At 62.0% G+C, this 13,960-nt stretch carries 12 protein-coding genes and 1 pseudogene; 2 read left to right on the top strand and 11 right to left on the bottom strand.

Features of this window, described 5'->3' with window-relative positions:
- From BN1233_RS20905 to BN1233_RS20870, 8 genes are all read right to left on the bottom strand, one after another.
- A partial coding sequence (locus BN1233_RS20905; protein ID WP_425311737.1) for an ABC transporter permease occupies positions 1 to 984 on the bottom strand: 984 nt, incomplete at its 3' end.
- A gap of 60 nt (positions 985 to 1,044) precedes the next feature.
- Positions 1,045 to 2,547, bottom strand: a complete 1,503-nt coding sequence (locus BN1233_RS20900) for a sugar ABC transporter ATP-binding protein (protein ID WP_046865560.1) — start codon at positions 2,545 to 2,547, stop codon at positions 1,045 to 1,047.
- 8 nt (positions 2,548 to 2,555) lie between these two features.
- The gene (locus BN1233_RS20895; RefSeq protein ID WP_046865559.1) at positions 2,556 to 3,581 is read right to left on the bottom strand and encodes a sugar ABC transporter substrate-binding protein; all 1,026 of its coding nucleotides are present in this window, start codon (positions 3,579 to 3,581) and stop codon (positions 2,556 to 2,558) included.
- A gap of 253 nt (positions 3,582 to 3,834) precedes the next feature.
- Positions 3,835 to 4,815, bottom strand: a complete 981-nt coding sequence (locus BN1233_RS20890; protein WP_046865558.1) for a peptide ABC transporter ATP-binding protein — start codon at positions 4,813 to 4,815, stop codon at positions 3,835 to 3,837.
- Positions 4,812 to 5,837 (bottom strand): ABC transporter ATP-binding protein, encoded by a 1,026-nt coding sequence (locus BN1233_RS20885; RefSeq protein ID WP_046865557.1) that lies wholly within the window; start codon positions 5,835 to 5,837, stop codon positions 4,812 to 4,814. Before BN1233_RS20885 ends, BN1233_RS20890 begins: the two co-directional genes overlap by 4 nt.
- A 2-nt stretch (positions 5,838 to 5,839) precedes the next feature.
- Positions 5,840 to 6,751 (bottom strand): ABC transporter permease subunit, encoded by a 912-nt coding sequence (locus BN1233_RS20880; RefSeq protein ID WP_046865556.1) that lies wholly within the window; start codon positions 6,749 to 6,751, stop codon positions 5,840 to 5,842.
- 47 nt (positions 6,752 to 6,798) lie between these two features.
- Positions 6,799 to 7,809: an ABC transporter permease subunit gene (locus tag BN1233_RS20875; protein ID WP_046865555.1), complete on the bottom strand. Its 1,011-nt coding sequence runs from the start codon at positions 7,807 to 7,809 to the stop codon at positions 6,799 to 6,801.
- 221 nt (positions 7,810 to 8,030) lie between these two features.
- On the bottom strand, positions 8,031 to 9,620 hold the full coding sequence (locus BN1233_RS20870) for an ABC transporter substrate-binding protein (RefSeq protein ID WP_244470799.1): 1,590 nt from the start codon (positions 9,618 to 9,620) through the stop codon (positions 8,031 to 8,033).
- A gap of 921 nt (positions 9,621 to 10,541) precedes the next feature.
- Between BN1233_RS20870 and BN1233_RS48485 the strand changes: the two genes are divergently transcribed.
- Positions 10,542 to 10,739 (top strand): NepR family anti-sigma factor, encoded by a 198-nt coding sequence (locus tag BN1233_RS48485; protein ID WP_046865552.1) that lies wholly within the window; start codon positions 10,542 to 10,544, stop codon positions 10,737 to 10,739.
- A 120-nt stretch (positions 10,740 to 10,859) separates the two neighbouring features.
- Here the strand turns inward: BN1233_RS48485 and BN1233_RS50575 are convergent, their stop codons facing one another.
- On the bottom strand, positions 10,860 to 10,985 hold the full coding sequence (locus tag BN1233_RS50575; RefSeq protein WP_280139412.1) for a hypothetical protein: 126 nt from the start codon (positions 10,983 to 10,985) through the stop codon (positions 10,860 to 10,862).
- 269 nt (positions 10,986 to 11,254) lie between these two features.
- Here BN1233_RS50575 and BN1233_RS20850 point away from each other — a divergent pair, with 269 nt between their 5' ends.
- Positions 11,255 to 11,521 (top strand): hypothetical protein, encoded by a 267-nt coding sequence (locus BN1233_RS20850; RefSeq protein WP_046865550.1) that lies wholly within the window; start codon positions 11,255 to 11,257, stop codon positions 11,519 to 11,521.
- Positions 11,522 to 12,858: 1,337 nt separating this feature from the next.
- Here the strand turns inward: BN1233_RS20850 and BN1233_RS47120 are convergent.
- Both BN1233_RS47120 and BN1233_RS20845 read right to left on the bottom strand, forming a co-directional pair.
- Positions 12,859 to 13,035 (bottom strand): hypothetical protein, encoded by a 177-nt coding sequence (locus tag BN1233_RS47120; protein ID WP_154678281.1) that lies wholly within the window; start codon positions 13,033 to 13,035, stop codon positions 12,859 to 12,861.
- A gap of 477 nt (positions 13,036 to 13,512) precedes the next feature.
- Positions 13,513 to 13,960: pseudogene (locus tag BN1233_RS20845) on the bottom strand (histidine kinase); the annotation flags it as partial.

Genomic DNA, 13,960 nt, shown 5'->3' with positions numbered 1-13,960 from the left:
ATCCGCCGCCGCTGTCCTCAGTCTTTGCGCGTATACGTTGATCACCAGCGCGGCCAGCAGGATGAGTCCCCGGATCAGGATCTTCAAGAAGCTGTCGATGTTCACGTGATCGAGGCCGTTGTTCAGCACGCCGAGCACGAACAGGCCGACGATGGTGTTGCCGATCCCGCCGCGCCCGCCGAACAGGCTCGTGCCGCCGACGACGACAGCAGCAATCGCATCCAGAAGATAAGTGTCGAACTCGTTCTGCTGCGCAGAACCGAAATGGGCGACCCCGAGCATGCCGGCAATGCCTGAGCAGAGCGCCGAGATCACCATGACGGAGCCCAGGATGAGCTTGACGTTCACGCCTGAATATTCCGCAGCCTCGCGGTTGCCGCCAACCATGTACACGTAGCGTCCGAAGCGCGTATAGGCCAGGACCAGATGCCCAACGAGGAGCGTGAGCGCGGCTACGATCACGATCCACGGAATGCGACCGACGGAGCCGGCTCCGAGAGTCGCTACGAGATCGGGAATCTTGTACGCAATCTGCCCTCGGACCAGCAAAGCCGATATTCCGGCCGCAATCTGCATCATCGCCAGCGTCATGATGAAGGACGGGATGCCGATGACTGTGAGCCCGACGGCATTGACGACACCCAAGGCAAAACAGGTCAGGAGCGCAAGAAGGATCGCCACGGCGCCCGGCAAGGGGACATTGGCGATGTTCACGTACGATTCCTGCAGCGTGAAATAGGCCACCACGATCCCGGTGGCATTCGCGATGCTGGCAACCGAGAGATCGATTTCCGCGCAGAGGATCACGAAGGTCAGGCCGACCGCGATGATTGCCGTAACGGACACCTGCGTAAGGATATTGCCGAGATTATCGAGCGTCGCGAAGGACGGACTCGCGAAGCTGAAGAAGGCGATCAGGACGATGAGCGTCAAGAACGGCGCGATATTGCGTATCTGGCCTTTCAGCCATGCGCCCGCACCCATGCGGCTCCGTCGATCGACGACATCGACCTGCGATGCGGTCATGCGGGCTGTCCCTCCCTCTCAGGCGGCTTCGAGGAGCCGATCCTTGCTGACGACCTCGTTCGCAAACTCACGGACGATCCCGCCCTTCTTCATGATCAGGATGCGATCGGCGAGAGACAGCACGGTCTCGGGCTCCGTCGAGACCACGACCACCGCCAGACCCTCGTCCCGCAAGTTCCGGATGATCCTGGCGACCTCATCCTTGGCACCCACATCCATGCCCCGCGTCGGCTCGCTCAGGATCAGCACCTTCGGGGGAAAGCTCAGCCACTTGGCGAGAGCCACCTTCTGCTGGTTGCCGCCCGAGAGCGAGCCGAGCAGCGCGTCGACTCTCGGCGGACGGATCCGCAACCGCTCTACATGCATTTGCGCCAGCTGCCGTTCCCTTCCGGGCTTCAGCCAAAGGCTCGAGATCCGGTCGAGGATGCTGATGGACGTGTTCTTGTACACCGGCTCGAGGTGAAACAGCATGGATCTCCGACTCTCGGGGACGAAAGCGATTCCGGCCCGGCGCGCCGCAGACGTATTTCTGAGACTGATCGGAGAACCGCCGATCCGCACCGCACCGCGATCCGGCTTGAGCTTGCCGAACAGGGTCCGCGCAAGCGGAACCTGGCCGCATCCCATGAACCCGTAGATCCCCAGCACCTCACCGGCGTGAACCTGAAGCGACACGTCCCGGTAGGCCCGCGCAAGGCTCAGGCCGACGGTCTCGAGCACTGGCGGTGCATCAGGCCGGCTTTCAAGGCGAAAATCACTGGTATAGCTCTCTTCCAGCTCTTCATGCCCGGCGCCGATCATCCGTTCGATCACCACGCTCTTGCTGGTCTCGCTTGCCGGGCTCGTGAAAACTCTCCGTCCGTTGCGGAAGACGGTGACGGTGTCCGAAACGCGCAGGACATCATCGAGAAAGTGCGAGATGAAGACGATGCTGCGCCCGCCATCACGCAGCCGACGGAGCACCGCGAAGAGGCGCTCGATCTCTGGCGGCGATAGCGCCGACGTGGGTTCATCGAGAATGATGATGCGGGCGCCCGAGAACAGGACGCGTGCGATCTCGATCAGCTGTTGCAGCCCGATCGGGAGATCACCGATGCGCTGATTTGGATCGACGTCGATTCCGAGGCTCGCAAGCTGCTCCCGCGCCTGCCGCACCATCTCCCGCCAATGCACGATGCCCAACCGGTTCGTGGGTTGTTTGCCGAGAAACACGTTCTCGGCAACCGTCAGATCCGGCACGATGCTGAGTTCCTGGTGCACCATGGCGATGCCGGCTGCGAGCGCATCGCGGGCGGAGCGGAAATGCACCTCCGCTCCGCCGATTCGATACGTGCCGGCATAGTCCGTATGGACCCCCGCGATGATCTTCATCATCGTGCTCTTGCCAGCACCGTTCTCGCCGACGAGACCGTGGATCTCGCCGGCACGAAGCGTAAAGCTCACATCCCGAAGCGCCTCGACGCCTCCAAATGACTTCGAGACGCCCACGAGCTCGAGCAGGGGCGTTGCATCACTCTCCACGGATGTACTCAGATCAGGAAGTGTTCCTGCATCCACTGCATGCCCGGGGCATTAGCCTTTGTGACCACGGGACCGTCGGTCACCACGTGCTTCGGAATGCCGCCCTCGCCAGACTTCTCGCCGCCGGTCACCGCGGAGACGCCTGCGACGATGGCTCCGCCGTGGATTCGGCACGACGGGTTCCTTACCGTAGCGAACATCCGGCCTTCGCTCACCGCCTGGATCGCGGGCGGCATGGCGTCAACACCGCCTATGAGGATGTTCGTCCGGTTACGGGCCTTCATGACGTTATAGGCGGCGAGCGCCATGTCGTCGTTGTGGAAGAACGCAGCGTCGATCTGCGGGTATTTGGTGAGATGTGTTTCCCAGATCCGCACCGTCTTGGTGACGTCCCAGTCGGCAGGCGTCGTGTCGAGCACTTCCACGTTCGGGTACTGCTTGATCACGGATTCGAAGCCTCGCGCCCGCCCTTGCGCTCCTGTGTGGCCGAGCGCACCCTGGGTCATGATGATCTTGCCCTTGCCCCCCATCGCATTGACGAGGGCCTGAGTGACGGACGCACCCATGAACTCGTTGTCGGGAGCGAGGAAGCTGTGGACCTTGATCTGATCGAGCGGCGCGATCAGCGTATCCATGTCGATGACCGGAATCCCCGCATCGATCATCTTCTGTACGGGAGCCGTGAGCGTGCCGATCCCGAAGGCCTGGATAGCGACGAAGTCCCATTTCTGGGACGCCATGTTGTCGATGGCGGCACGCTGCTTCACGGCATCGAGCTGCCCATCGAACCAAGTCACTTCGACGTTGAACAACTTGCCCCAGAATTCGGCAGCCTGTTTGCCTTGGGCGCACCACGTCGCCTGCAGGCCTGCATTCGAGAAGGCAGCCCGCAAGGGCTTTTCCGAACGGCCGACCGCCGCCGCAAGAGCTGGGTCGATGCCGAACCCGGAGAGCAGAGCCGCCGCTCCGCCCGCCGATGCGGTAGCCGTGCGGAGAAAATCTCGCCGCGAGTGCGAAGCCTTGGACTCCGACATTTCTTCCTCCCTAATTTGGGCCACATGCCGTTAGGGCATGCATAGAAGAAATTACATATTCGTGGGGCCGATGCTAGAGGGTACGAGGCATCACTTCGACCAATACTTGAAGAGAATAAGTCCCGATCGGCGCGTCCACTTCCGCGCCCGGGATGCAGTCCGATATCGCGCGGGCGCTTCGAGCAGAACTGTACGCAATCGGGATGGTGGTCCTCTCTGATCGATCGACATCGGATCGAGACGGTGCGCCGCTTCAGGCAGCCTCGGCCAAGAAGCGCTCGGCGTAGTGGCAGGCGACGAGGCGCCCATCCAGCAGGCGCTTCGCTGGGCGCTCGACGCGACAGCGCTCCGTGACATAGGGGCAGCGCGTGGAGAACACGCAGCCCTTCGGGGGATCGAGCGGCGACGGCAGCTCGCCCCGCAGCACGATGCGTTTGCGCTTTCCTGCTGCCACGCTGGGCGTCGAGGCGAGCAGCGCCTGCGTATAGGGATGTAGCGGGCGCGCGAAGATCGCCTCCTTCGGGCCTTGCTCGATGGCATGGCCGAGATACATGACCATCACGTCATGGGCGATGTGACGAACGACGCTCAGGTCATGAGAGATGAAGAGATAGGCGAGCCGCAGTTCATCCTGCAGATCGGCCAGTAGATTGAGCACCTGGGCCTGGATCGAGACGTCGAGTGCCGAGACCGGCTCGTCGGCGACCAGCAATTTCGGCGAGAGAATGAGGGCGCGTGCGATGGCAATGCGCTGGCGCTGGCCGCCGGAGAACATGTGGGGATAGCGACTGTAATGCTCGGGGCGCAGGCCGACCTTGGCCATCATCGCCCGAGCCTGCTCGGTCCGCTCGACCTTCGTCAGCGTCGTGTTGATGACGAGCGGCTCTTCCAGGATCGTCCCGATCTTCTTGCGCGGATTCAGCGAGCCATAAGGGTTCTGGAAGACGAGTTGCACGGTGCGCCTCAGGCGCTTCGCCTCGCCGGAGGGCGGCGCGACGGCATCGAGCCCGTCCAGGGTCAGGGCGCCCGATGCCGGCTTCTCGATCAGCGTCACCATGCGGGCGAGCGTCGACTTCCCGCAGCCGGACTCGCCGACGATGGCGAGCGTCTTGCCAGCTTCGACATCGAAGGACACTCCAGTGACGGCCTGCAGCTTGGCCGGCGGCCGCAGGAACCCGCGGTTGACCGTATAGATCTGGGTGAGATCACGCGCCGCAACGACGGGAGTGCTCATCGTGCGGTCTCCGTCGTCGCAGCGCGCCGATCGTCCACCGCCCTTGCCCTGTCGCGCTCCGGATCGCCGAGCGGATAGTGGCAGCGGACCCACCCGCCCTGCCATGGCCGCAGATCCGGGCGCACGCGGCGCGAATGTTCCGTGGCATAGGCGCAGCGCGGGCTGAACAGGCAGCCCTGCGGCCGGTCATGCGGGCCGGGCACGACCCCGGGGATCGTCGCCAGCCTGTGATCGCCGACGCTGCGCTCGGGCAGCGCCGCCAACAGCGCTGCGGAATAGGGATGCTGTGGCGCTGCGAAGAGCGACGCGACGTTGCGCTCCTCCATCACCTGCCCGGCATACATCACCATGATGCGCTGCGCCGTTTCGGCGACCACGCCCATATTGTGGGTGATCAGCACGAGCGCCATGCCGCGCTCTTTCTGCAGCGACATCAGGAGGTCGAGGATCTGCGCCTGGATGGTGACATCGAGCGCCGTCGTCGGTTCGTCGGCGATCAGAAGGCGCGGATTGCAGGCAATCGCCATCGCGATCATGACGCGCTGATTCATGCCGCCGGACAATTGGTGCGGAAAGGCCTTGAGGCGGCTCTCCGGCGCGGGGATGCCGACCTGTTCGAGCAGTTCGATGCTGCGCCGTCGGGCCGCCTTGCCGTCCATCCCCTCATGCGCCTTCAGGGTCTCGGCGAGCTGGAAGCCGATGGTGAAGCACGGATTGAGGCTGGTGCTCGGCTCCTGGAAGATCATCGCGATGTCCTTGCCGGTGAGCCGTCGGCGTTCCCGATCGGAGATCGATAGCAGGTCGCGGCCGGCAAAGGCGAGGCGGTCGGCCCTGATCCGGCCGGGATAGCCGATCAGCCCCATTGCTGCGAGCATGGTGACGCTCTTGCCCGAGCCGGACTCGCCGACGACTCCGAGGATCTCGCCTTCCTCCAGCGACAGGCTGACCCCGTCGACGGCCCGCATGACGCCCGAATAGGTGGGAAACTCGACGCTCAGGTTCTCAATTTCGAGCAGCGGCATGATCAGCGCTTCAATTTGGGGTCGAGGGCATCCCGGAGTCCGTCACCGAGCAGGTTGAAGGCCAAAACGGTGATCAGGATCATCAGGCCCGGAAAGGTCACCACCCACCAGGCGCGCAACACGAACTCGCGCGCATCGGCGAGCATCGTGCCCCATTCGGGTGTCGGCGGTTGCGCGCCGAGGCCGAGAAAGCCGAGCGCGGCCGCGTCCAGGATCGCTGTGGAGATGCCGAGGGAGGCCTGCACGATCAAGGGCGCGGCGCAGTTCGGCAGCACCTCCTTGAACATCAGGCGCAGGGTGCCGGCGCCGCTGACGCGGGCGGCAACGACATAGTCCTTGGAGGTCTCAGCGATCACCGCCGCCCGCGTGATGCGGACATAGTGCGGCAACACCACGATAGCGACGGCGAGCATCGCGTTCATCAGGCCGGGGCCGAGAATCGCGACAATGACGATGGCGAGCAACAGGCTCGGCATCGTCAGGAGAATATCCATCAGCCGCATGATGACGATCTCGGTGATGCCCCGGAAGAAGCCGGCGACGAGACCGAGCACGATCCCGACCGCCATGGCGAGCGCCACGACGGCGATGCCGATGAGCAGCGACAGACGGGCGCCATATACCAGCCGGGACAGGATATCGCGGCCGATCGCATCGGTGCCGAGCGGGTAGCTCAGCAAGCCGCCCTCCTGCCAGAAGGGCGGCTTGAGGAAGACAGCATTGTTGGTCTCGAATGGCGAATGCGGCGCGATGACATCGGCGAACACGGCCATCAGCAACACGGCGACGATGACCACGAGGCCGCCAACGGCGCCGTGATTGGCGCTGAAATAGCTCCAGAATTCGCGCAAGGGGTGAGGCGGCGTGCCTGCCGGTGCAATCACGGCGGGAGCTTCGAGCGTTTCGGCGGTCATCGATCTACGTCCCCCGATGAACTGGATTTGCCACGATCAGAAGTCCTTCAGCGCGCATGCCTGATGCGGGGGTTGATCAGCCCATAGAGCAGATCGACAAGCAGATTGACGCTCATGACGACGACGCCGATCAGCAAGGTACCGCCTTGCAGGACCGGATAGTCGCGCCGGCTGATCGCCTCGATCAGCCATTTCCCGATGCCCGGCCAGGAGAAGATCGTCTCGGTGAGGATCGCGCCGGTGAACAGGACGCCGACCTGAAGGCCGATCACCGTCACAACCGGAATGAGTGCATTGCGCAAGGCATGGAATCCGATGACGCGGAGCGGCGCCATGCCCTTGGCTCGGGCAGTGCGGATATAGTCCTCTCCGAGCACCTCGAGCATGGCCGAGCGCGTCATGCGCGCGATGACCGCGAGCGGAACCGTTCCCAGCACGATCGCCGGCAGGACCAGATGCGCCAGAGCGGATTTGAAGGCGTCGAAATCACCCGCCAGAAGGCTGTCAATCGTCAGAAAGCCGGTGACCGGCTCGACATAGTACAGCACGGCAATGCGGCCCGAGACCGGCGTGATCCCCAGCTGCACGGAAAACAGAAGGATCAGCAGCAACCCCCACCAGAAGATCGGCATCGAATAGCCCGTCAGGGAGAGCCCCATCACGCCGTGATCGAAGATCGAGTTGCGTTTCACCGCGGCCAGGATGCCGGCCGGCAACCCGATGACCAAGGCGAAGACGATGGCGCAGAGCGCGAGCTCGATCGTGGCCGGAAACAGCGCCGTGAACTCCGAGACCACGCTTTCGCGTGTCACGATCGACTTGCCGAGGTCGCCGTGCAGCACGCGCTCGATATAGATGCCGTACTGCGTCAGGACCGGCTTGTCGAAGCCGAATTCCTTGCGCAGGGCCTCGTGGCGCGCCGGATCGATGCCGCGCTCGCCCGCCATGGTCTCGATCGGATCGCCCGGAACCAGCCGGATCAGGAAGAAGGCAAGCAGCGTGATGCCGATGAAGGTCGGAATCACGAGGCTGACGCGGGTCAGGATGAAACGCAGCATGATAGAGCCAGTCTCGACGATGGGCCGCGGGCGCGAAGCGGCGACCGCGAGTGGAATTGCGCTCCGAAGGCAGGTTTCCCGGCCGCGACGGCGACGATCGGCAAAGCCGGCGCTCCAGTCATTTCAGCCGCCGCATACCGAAACGGCATCATTCTCCCCGAATGAAAAAGGGCGTGGCCTCACGGCCGCGCCCCTGTCCGATACGCTTCTCGATCGGCGCCTCACTCGATGTCGACGCCATAGAAGGTATGTCTGCTGAACGGCGACAGCTTGAAATCCTTCACCTCTTTACGGACGGGCTTCAGCTGCACCGCATGCGCGATGGTGAACCAGGGCGCCTGCTCCTTGAAGATCACCTGGGCCTCCCGATACAGCTTCTCGCGCTCCGCCTGATCCGTGATCCTCTTGGCCTTCAGCACCAGTTCCTCGAAGGGCTGATAGCAGAACTTCGCGACATTGGAGCCGTTGGTCTTGGCCGAGTCGCAGCCGAGCAGCGTGTGCAGGAAGTTGTCGGGGTCGCCGTTATCGCCCGTCCAGCCGAGCATACCGGTCTGATGTTCGCCGGCCTGCATGCGCTTGCGGTACTCGCCCCATTCGAAAGTCTTGATCTCGGCTTTGACGCCGATCTTGGCCAAGTCGGCCTGCATCAGCTCGGCGATGCGCTTGGCGTTCGGGTTGTACGGCCGCTGCACCGGCATGGCCCAGAGGTCGGTCTCGAAGCCGTTCGGATAGCCCGCCTCGGCGAGTTCCTTCTTGGCCGCCTCGGGGTCATAGGGATCGTCCTTGATGGTCTCGTTGTACGACCACATCGAGGGCGGGATCGGATTGATCGCCGCGATGCCGCTGCTGAGGTAGACTGCGTCGATGATCGCCTGCTTGTTGATCGCCTTGTTGATGGCCTTGCGCACGCGCACGTCGTCGAACGGCTTCTTGGTCGTGTTGTAGGCCAGGTAGCCGATGTTCAGGCCGGGTTGATCGAGGACCTGAACGTTGGGGTCCTTTCTCATCGCATCGAGATCGGCCGGGTTCGGATAGGGCATGACATGGCACTCGCCCTTCTGCAGCTTGGCCCAGCGCACCGAGGCATCGGGCGTGATCGCGAACACGAGATCGTCGATCTTCGCCTTGCCGGCCCAGTATTGCGGGAAGGCCTTATAGCGGATGATCGCATCCTTCTGGTACTGCACGAGGTAGAACGGCCCTGTGCCGATCGGATCCTGATCGACCTTCTCGGGCGTGCCGGCCTTCAGCATCGCGTCGGCGTATTCCTTCGATTGGATGCTGGCATATTGCATCGCGAGGTCGGAAAGGAACGGCGCCTCGGGCTGCGTCAGGGTGATCTTGACGGTGTAGTCGTCGACCTTCTCGACCGACTGCAGCAGCTTCGGCATTCCCATGTCGTTGAAATAGGAATGGTTCGAGCTGGTGACCTTGAAATAGGGGTTGTCCTCCTTCCACTGCCGCTCAATCGTGAAGATGACGTCGTCGGCATTAAAATCGCGCGTCGGCTTGAAGGCACGGGTGCTGTGCCATTTCACGCCCTTGCGCAGGTGGAAGGTATAGATCGTGCCGTCCTCGGAGATGTCCCATTTCTCGGCCAGGGAGGGCAAGACCTTGGTGCCGCCGCGCTCGAACTGAACGATGGTGTCGTAGATCTGGGTGTTCGCGTCGAACGAGGTGCCCGTCGTGTTGACGCTCGGCGCGAAGTTCTCCGGGCTGCCTTCCGAGCAATAGACGAGCGTCTTGGCCGAGACCGGCGCCGCCGCGGCCAGGGCGGCTGCCGACAGCGTCGCCAGCAGGATTCTTCTCATGATCAGCTCTCCCTCCATGCAACTACTTCATCCGGGATCTTCCGTGCGTCGGTCCCGTCGACGTGCTTGCTGGCCCACGACGCGGTCTTCGGTTCGACCGTATCATGCTCCGATGAGAGTGAATCTATTGGAATGTGCCCAACGTGGGTAGCCGATTCCAGACGTTTAAGCCTACGCTCGACTGCGGCGCACACAGATTTCGAGCACGAAGTGCTCGTCGCAGCGGCCGTCAGGACGTCGAGAAAGGTGGCGCTGTTCCGCGGCTCAGAACAAGGGCTGAACGCACGGGTCGGCGACAGACCGTCAAGGCCTTGCTCCGCCTATGGAATTTGGGACGGGCGATCGGGATCGAAGCAACGACATTCAGCTTGGGAACTATCGGTTCACGAGCCGGAAACTGTTATTTTACAATAGCTTCGCAAGGGGCCGGCATTTAGATTGCTAGGGCGATTGCCAATTGCAGCAGCGACTCGGGTGCCCGCTGCGGCATTCCGCCACTCCACGTCAGCTTTATAAGCCTCGGGATTAACCTCCTCGCCCCTACCCGAAGTGCGTTGTGCGTAGCCTCTTTCGCCGCCCGGACCTTGTCTACGTTGCGATGAATGTAATGCTCCGTCGTCGCTCGACCGTTATAGCCAAGCATCTGTTGTGACCTTGTGAGATCGCCCGCCATATCCTCGAGCATGGTTCCTGCGCAACGCTCGGCAAGGGCTTCGCCATTCTTCGACAGGAGACAGCATTCCGGTGCAGTAGCCCAAGGGGGGCTATGTAATACCTGACCGTTGCGGCTTGGCTGTTTAGCTCGATTTCGAAGAACTTGACCGAAACCGAGCATAAAGTCGCGAGTTGCCCCTCTGAATCCAGCCAATTGGAATGTTGGAGGCCAGCAACTGCTCGGTCTCGGGAAGGATAGCTATTGCCATGAACTTCTACAAAGGAGGCCCGTGGAACCTCGGCGGAAGGCCCCAATGGTTGCGACAGGGTCAGACCCTCGATTTGCTTGGACGCAGCCTCAGGCAGGTCTATGCCGAGCCCGAGCCTTTGCCAGATCGCCTCCGGGAGCTTGTCGCGAGGCTCGAAGCCGCGGAAAGCGAGAGCCTGCGCGCCAGCAGGCGATGATATGTCGGCTTTTATAACATAGCTGAATGAAGTCAGCCGCTTACCGAGGTAGCTGTCGTTTTCTGTCCCCTAGTTGCGCTCCAACCGTCGAACCAGGTGAGTGGGCACGAAAGTGTGACCTTATTGGTGTGCTTGTCCGCCTTTGCCGAGGCGCAGAGAGATCTTGACCGCGCCCGCAGCAGGGCTGCGGAAGCTGTCCTTGTTCTCGCGAAGTGCCGCCAAAAGCTGGATCAGGTCGTCGATCACGCCTTCGAGCAGCAGAAGTTCAGTCCCATCGAAGCACTCTTTTGTGAGGAGGAGGCTGCACGCAGGGCCTATAAGTGGGCAGCGAAACGCCTCGTAAGGTCCAAGGGCCGATGGTTCGCGCTGCGAGCTGCGCTAGCCGCTGAACAAGAGCAGGAGCAGTTGGGGCCGGTGCCGAGTCACCGACTCCATTGATCGGCAGAGCAGCGCTCTTGGACAAGCCGTCATCCTGATTGAATGCCCCCGTTGGGGCTCATGGCCTATGGTGGAGCATGACGAGCGAGATCGACGAAACCGCAGCCCTCGCCCTTGCAGACCGCCATATCGGCGAAGGCGAGGAGCGTATCCGGCACCTGACTATGACGAGGAACAGTCTGTTCGCATCTGGCCAGGACACCAGCGAGATAGACCGGCTACTGACGCTATTGCAGGACACTCTCTCGGTTTGGCACGTACATCGCAACAACATCCTGAGTGCTCTTGGGCGGGAGAGCAGGCCCGAGTTCAACGCTGCTCATGAGCAAGTCGAAGTTTCATAGAGACAGGATGGACGCAGCTCTCAGATCGGCACGCTTGGCGCTGAAATTGACCGAGCAGAGGATCAAGGAAACCAAGCGCGTAATTGAGGAGTCCCGCAAGCTGCTCGACTAATCAGTCTACCCGTTCCCGTCCAAACGGTGCGATCCCAGGAAGGCGCGCGGTCGGCGTTAGGTGGGTCACTTGTAGAGGAGTTTGGGGAGGTCGATTGGCGAAACAGGCTGGTCAGAAGAGTGATGGTCGGCCTTTTGAGCGGCGTTGGACTGTAAACAGGCACTCGCAGCATTAAGGCGAGTGCCGCGCCATCGGCTCAACCGATATACGGCTCTGCCTGTCGCGGAAGTAGGTGCGGGTATACTCCTCGCCTCTGTGCAAACTTGGCCCATCGGTTTCCAACCCCAAGTGCCTTACGGTGGTGAGCTCAAAGCTATTAACTTAGGTTATTCAGTAACTTATTTGGTCCGCGACATGGAACTTTCAGCTGCTTGCGCTTGTTGGCGTCTGTGTATGCACGTTTCCTCCTCTAACTCGCGGAGGGCTGGTTTAAGCCAGCCCTCTATCTTTTCTCGCTGTGTCGGCATGAAGTGGCTTGCGAGTTCCCTCAGACAATCGGAAGCCAGTGGTTCAGGCATGCTGACGCGGAGAGTCATAAAACCGGTGTTAAGCGGACGGACATACGGGTAGACGACTCAGCACGGTATTCTTACATGCCATCGTCTGCCCGTCCGGACGGTTTCTCTCCGATAGGTTGCTCTCACCATGCGTATGACACGCCATTCTGCGCGGTCGTTCACGTTCGAGATCAAGCGCGCCAACAGGCGAGGGCCTGAGGTCGTTACCCTCAGCAAGGCGCCTGCTTCAGAAAGTGCCTCTCTGGCCGATCAGGTCTTCGGCAAGCTCTCGGTACCAATCCGCGCGCCGCAGGCTGACAAGATTGGAGTTCCGACCTCAGTTCTTTCGACGGCTCCTGCTCCGCAGCCACCAGAAGTGTTCGACGCAACCGAGTCGTCCGCAGAGAGATCTGCTCGGCGTGTCCTGCCTGACCTCCTGTCGGTTCCTGTGAACCCGGTCGAGGAGAAGGTGCAGCGCGAGGCGAAAGAGCGGGCCGTACGGCGCAGGGCAGCACGAGCGAGTCGCGCCGCGCAAGAGGCGAAGCGTTCGTCAGTCGCGACCACTCGCGAGGACGTAGCACTCCCCGCCATCACAGCCCCACGGAGCGCAGTCACAGAGCCGATGGTTATAGACCATCAACCGCCGAAAGCGATCACCACATCACCTCAGCCCTGCAAGCCGGTCGCGACATCACGGAAGCGGAAGAGGAACGCGCTCCTTGCTGCAGTCAGTAGGGCTGAACGTAACGGAAGACCTCTGTCTCGTTTTCCCGCCGGGCAACGTTGGAATCGCCGCTTGCCCAAAGCCTGCTGGTGAGGGTTGTAAAAGGAGCGTAGATCGCGTCCTCGATGGTGAGGAGGTTGAGGGTGATGAGCCGCATCTCCCGGCAGGCTGACTTCGACAAGTCGCGGCCCACTCAGGGGCAGATAGGCCACGTGGCCAGCTTGCCGCTGCCCCCGCTTTCTAAGGATCGTTTTCGTCAGCACGAAGGTGATTCGTCGTGGCCAATCGAATCCTGATCCACAGAACCGGACAGGTGTGGGTCGCGGAGAACGAAGGTATCGTGCTGTACGTGAGCACTCACTTTTCGGACGTGCTCCAATATGCCGTGTGCTCGGCTAGCGTTCGGGCCAGACACGGCCTCGCCGTCAGTGTGATCGTCGAAACTGGTAACACATATCATCCAGTTTGGAGTTCCGAGCCGACTGATGTTGTTGAGGAGCGAGACGCGCGAACGCCAAATTCCGGATCGTCTCGTGGCTCGTCCGTCAAGCCAGCCATGCTGCGCTCCTGAACTGCCCACGCATATGCATGAGCGTCAAAGACGGCGATAGCCCCCGCACTTCACCTTCGACCAATCCCTGCACGGGATTACGGCCACTCATGAGCTGAGACGTTCCAACGGCACCACGACGTGGACGGTGAGACCTTCGGGCCGCCAGTCATACTCGACACTTCCCTGAAGCTGGCCCGTGACGCTCCGCTCCACGAGAGTGGTCCCGAATCCATGCGCACTCGGTGGCTCAGCAATCGTGGGGCCCTCGCTCTCCTGCCACCTGAGATACAGGTCGGCTTCCCGCACAGCCCACTCGACCCGGATGCAGCCCTCGGGCGCCGACAGCGCCCCGTATTTAGCGGCATTCGTGGCGGTCTCGTGCAAGATCAGGGCGAGGCTCGTCACGGCACTCTCATTGACCGGCACGGCAGGGCCATTGAGGAGGATGCACTCGCGATCCATGTAGGGAGAGAGCACGGTCTGCACCAGCCGGTCCATGGTCGTGCCCTCGTCCTGCTTCGTCTCGGTCCCGGTCAGCCCCGGAAGGATGAGG

The sequence above is a fragment of the Microvirga massiliensis genome, assembly GCF_001006805.1.
GTDB lineage: Bacteria > Pseudomonadota > Alphaproteobacteria > Rhizobiales > Beijerinckiaceae > Microvirga > Microvirga massiliensis.
The sequence above is the reverse complement of the archived record's forward strand: the minus strand, read 5'-3'. Positions and strand labels throughout refer to the sequence as shown.

What these genes read in the sequence shown, in the direction of transcription:
- BN1233_RS20895 (WP_046865559.1), bottom strand. Translation starts at nt 3,581, where the DNA reads ATGTCGGAGTCCAAGGCTTCGCACTCGCGGCGAGATTTTCTCCGCACG.
- BN1233_RS20890 (WP_046865558.1), bottom strand. Translation starts at nt 4,815, where the DNA reads ATGAGCACTCCCGTCGTTGCGGCGCGTGATCTCACCCAGATCTATACG.
- BN1233_RS20885 (WP_046865557.1), bottom strand. Translation starts at nt 5,837, where the DNA reads ATGCCGCTGCTCGAAATTGAGAACCTGAGCGTCGAGTTTCCCACCTAT.
- BN1233_RS20880 (WP_046865556.1), bottom strand. Translation starts at nt 6,751, where the DNA reads ATGACCGCCGAAACGCTCGAAGCTCCCGCCGTGATTGCACCGGCAGGC.
- BN1233_RS20875 (WP_046865555.1), bottom strand. Translation starts at nt 7,809, where the DNA reads ATGCTGCGTTTCATCCTGACCCGCGTCAGCCTCGTGATTCCGACCTTC.
- BN1233_RS20870 (WP_244470799.1), bottom strand. Translation starts at nt 9,620, where the DNA reads ATGAGAAGAATCCTGCTGGCGACGCTGTCGGCAGCCGCCCTGGCCGCG.
- BN1233_RS48485 (WP_046865552.1), top strand. Translation starts at nt 10,542, where the DNA reads ATGAACTTCTACAAAGGAGGCCCGTGGAACCTCGGCGGAAGGCCCCAA.
- BN1233_RS20850 (WP_046865550.1), top strand. Translation starts at nt 11,255, where the DNA reads ATGACGAGCGAGATCGACGAAACCGCAGCCCTCGCCCTTGCAGACCGC.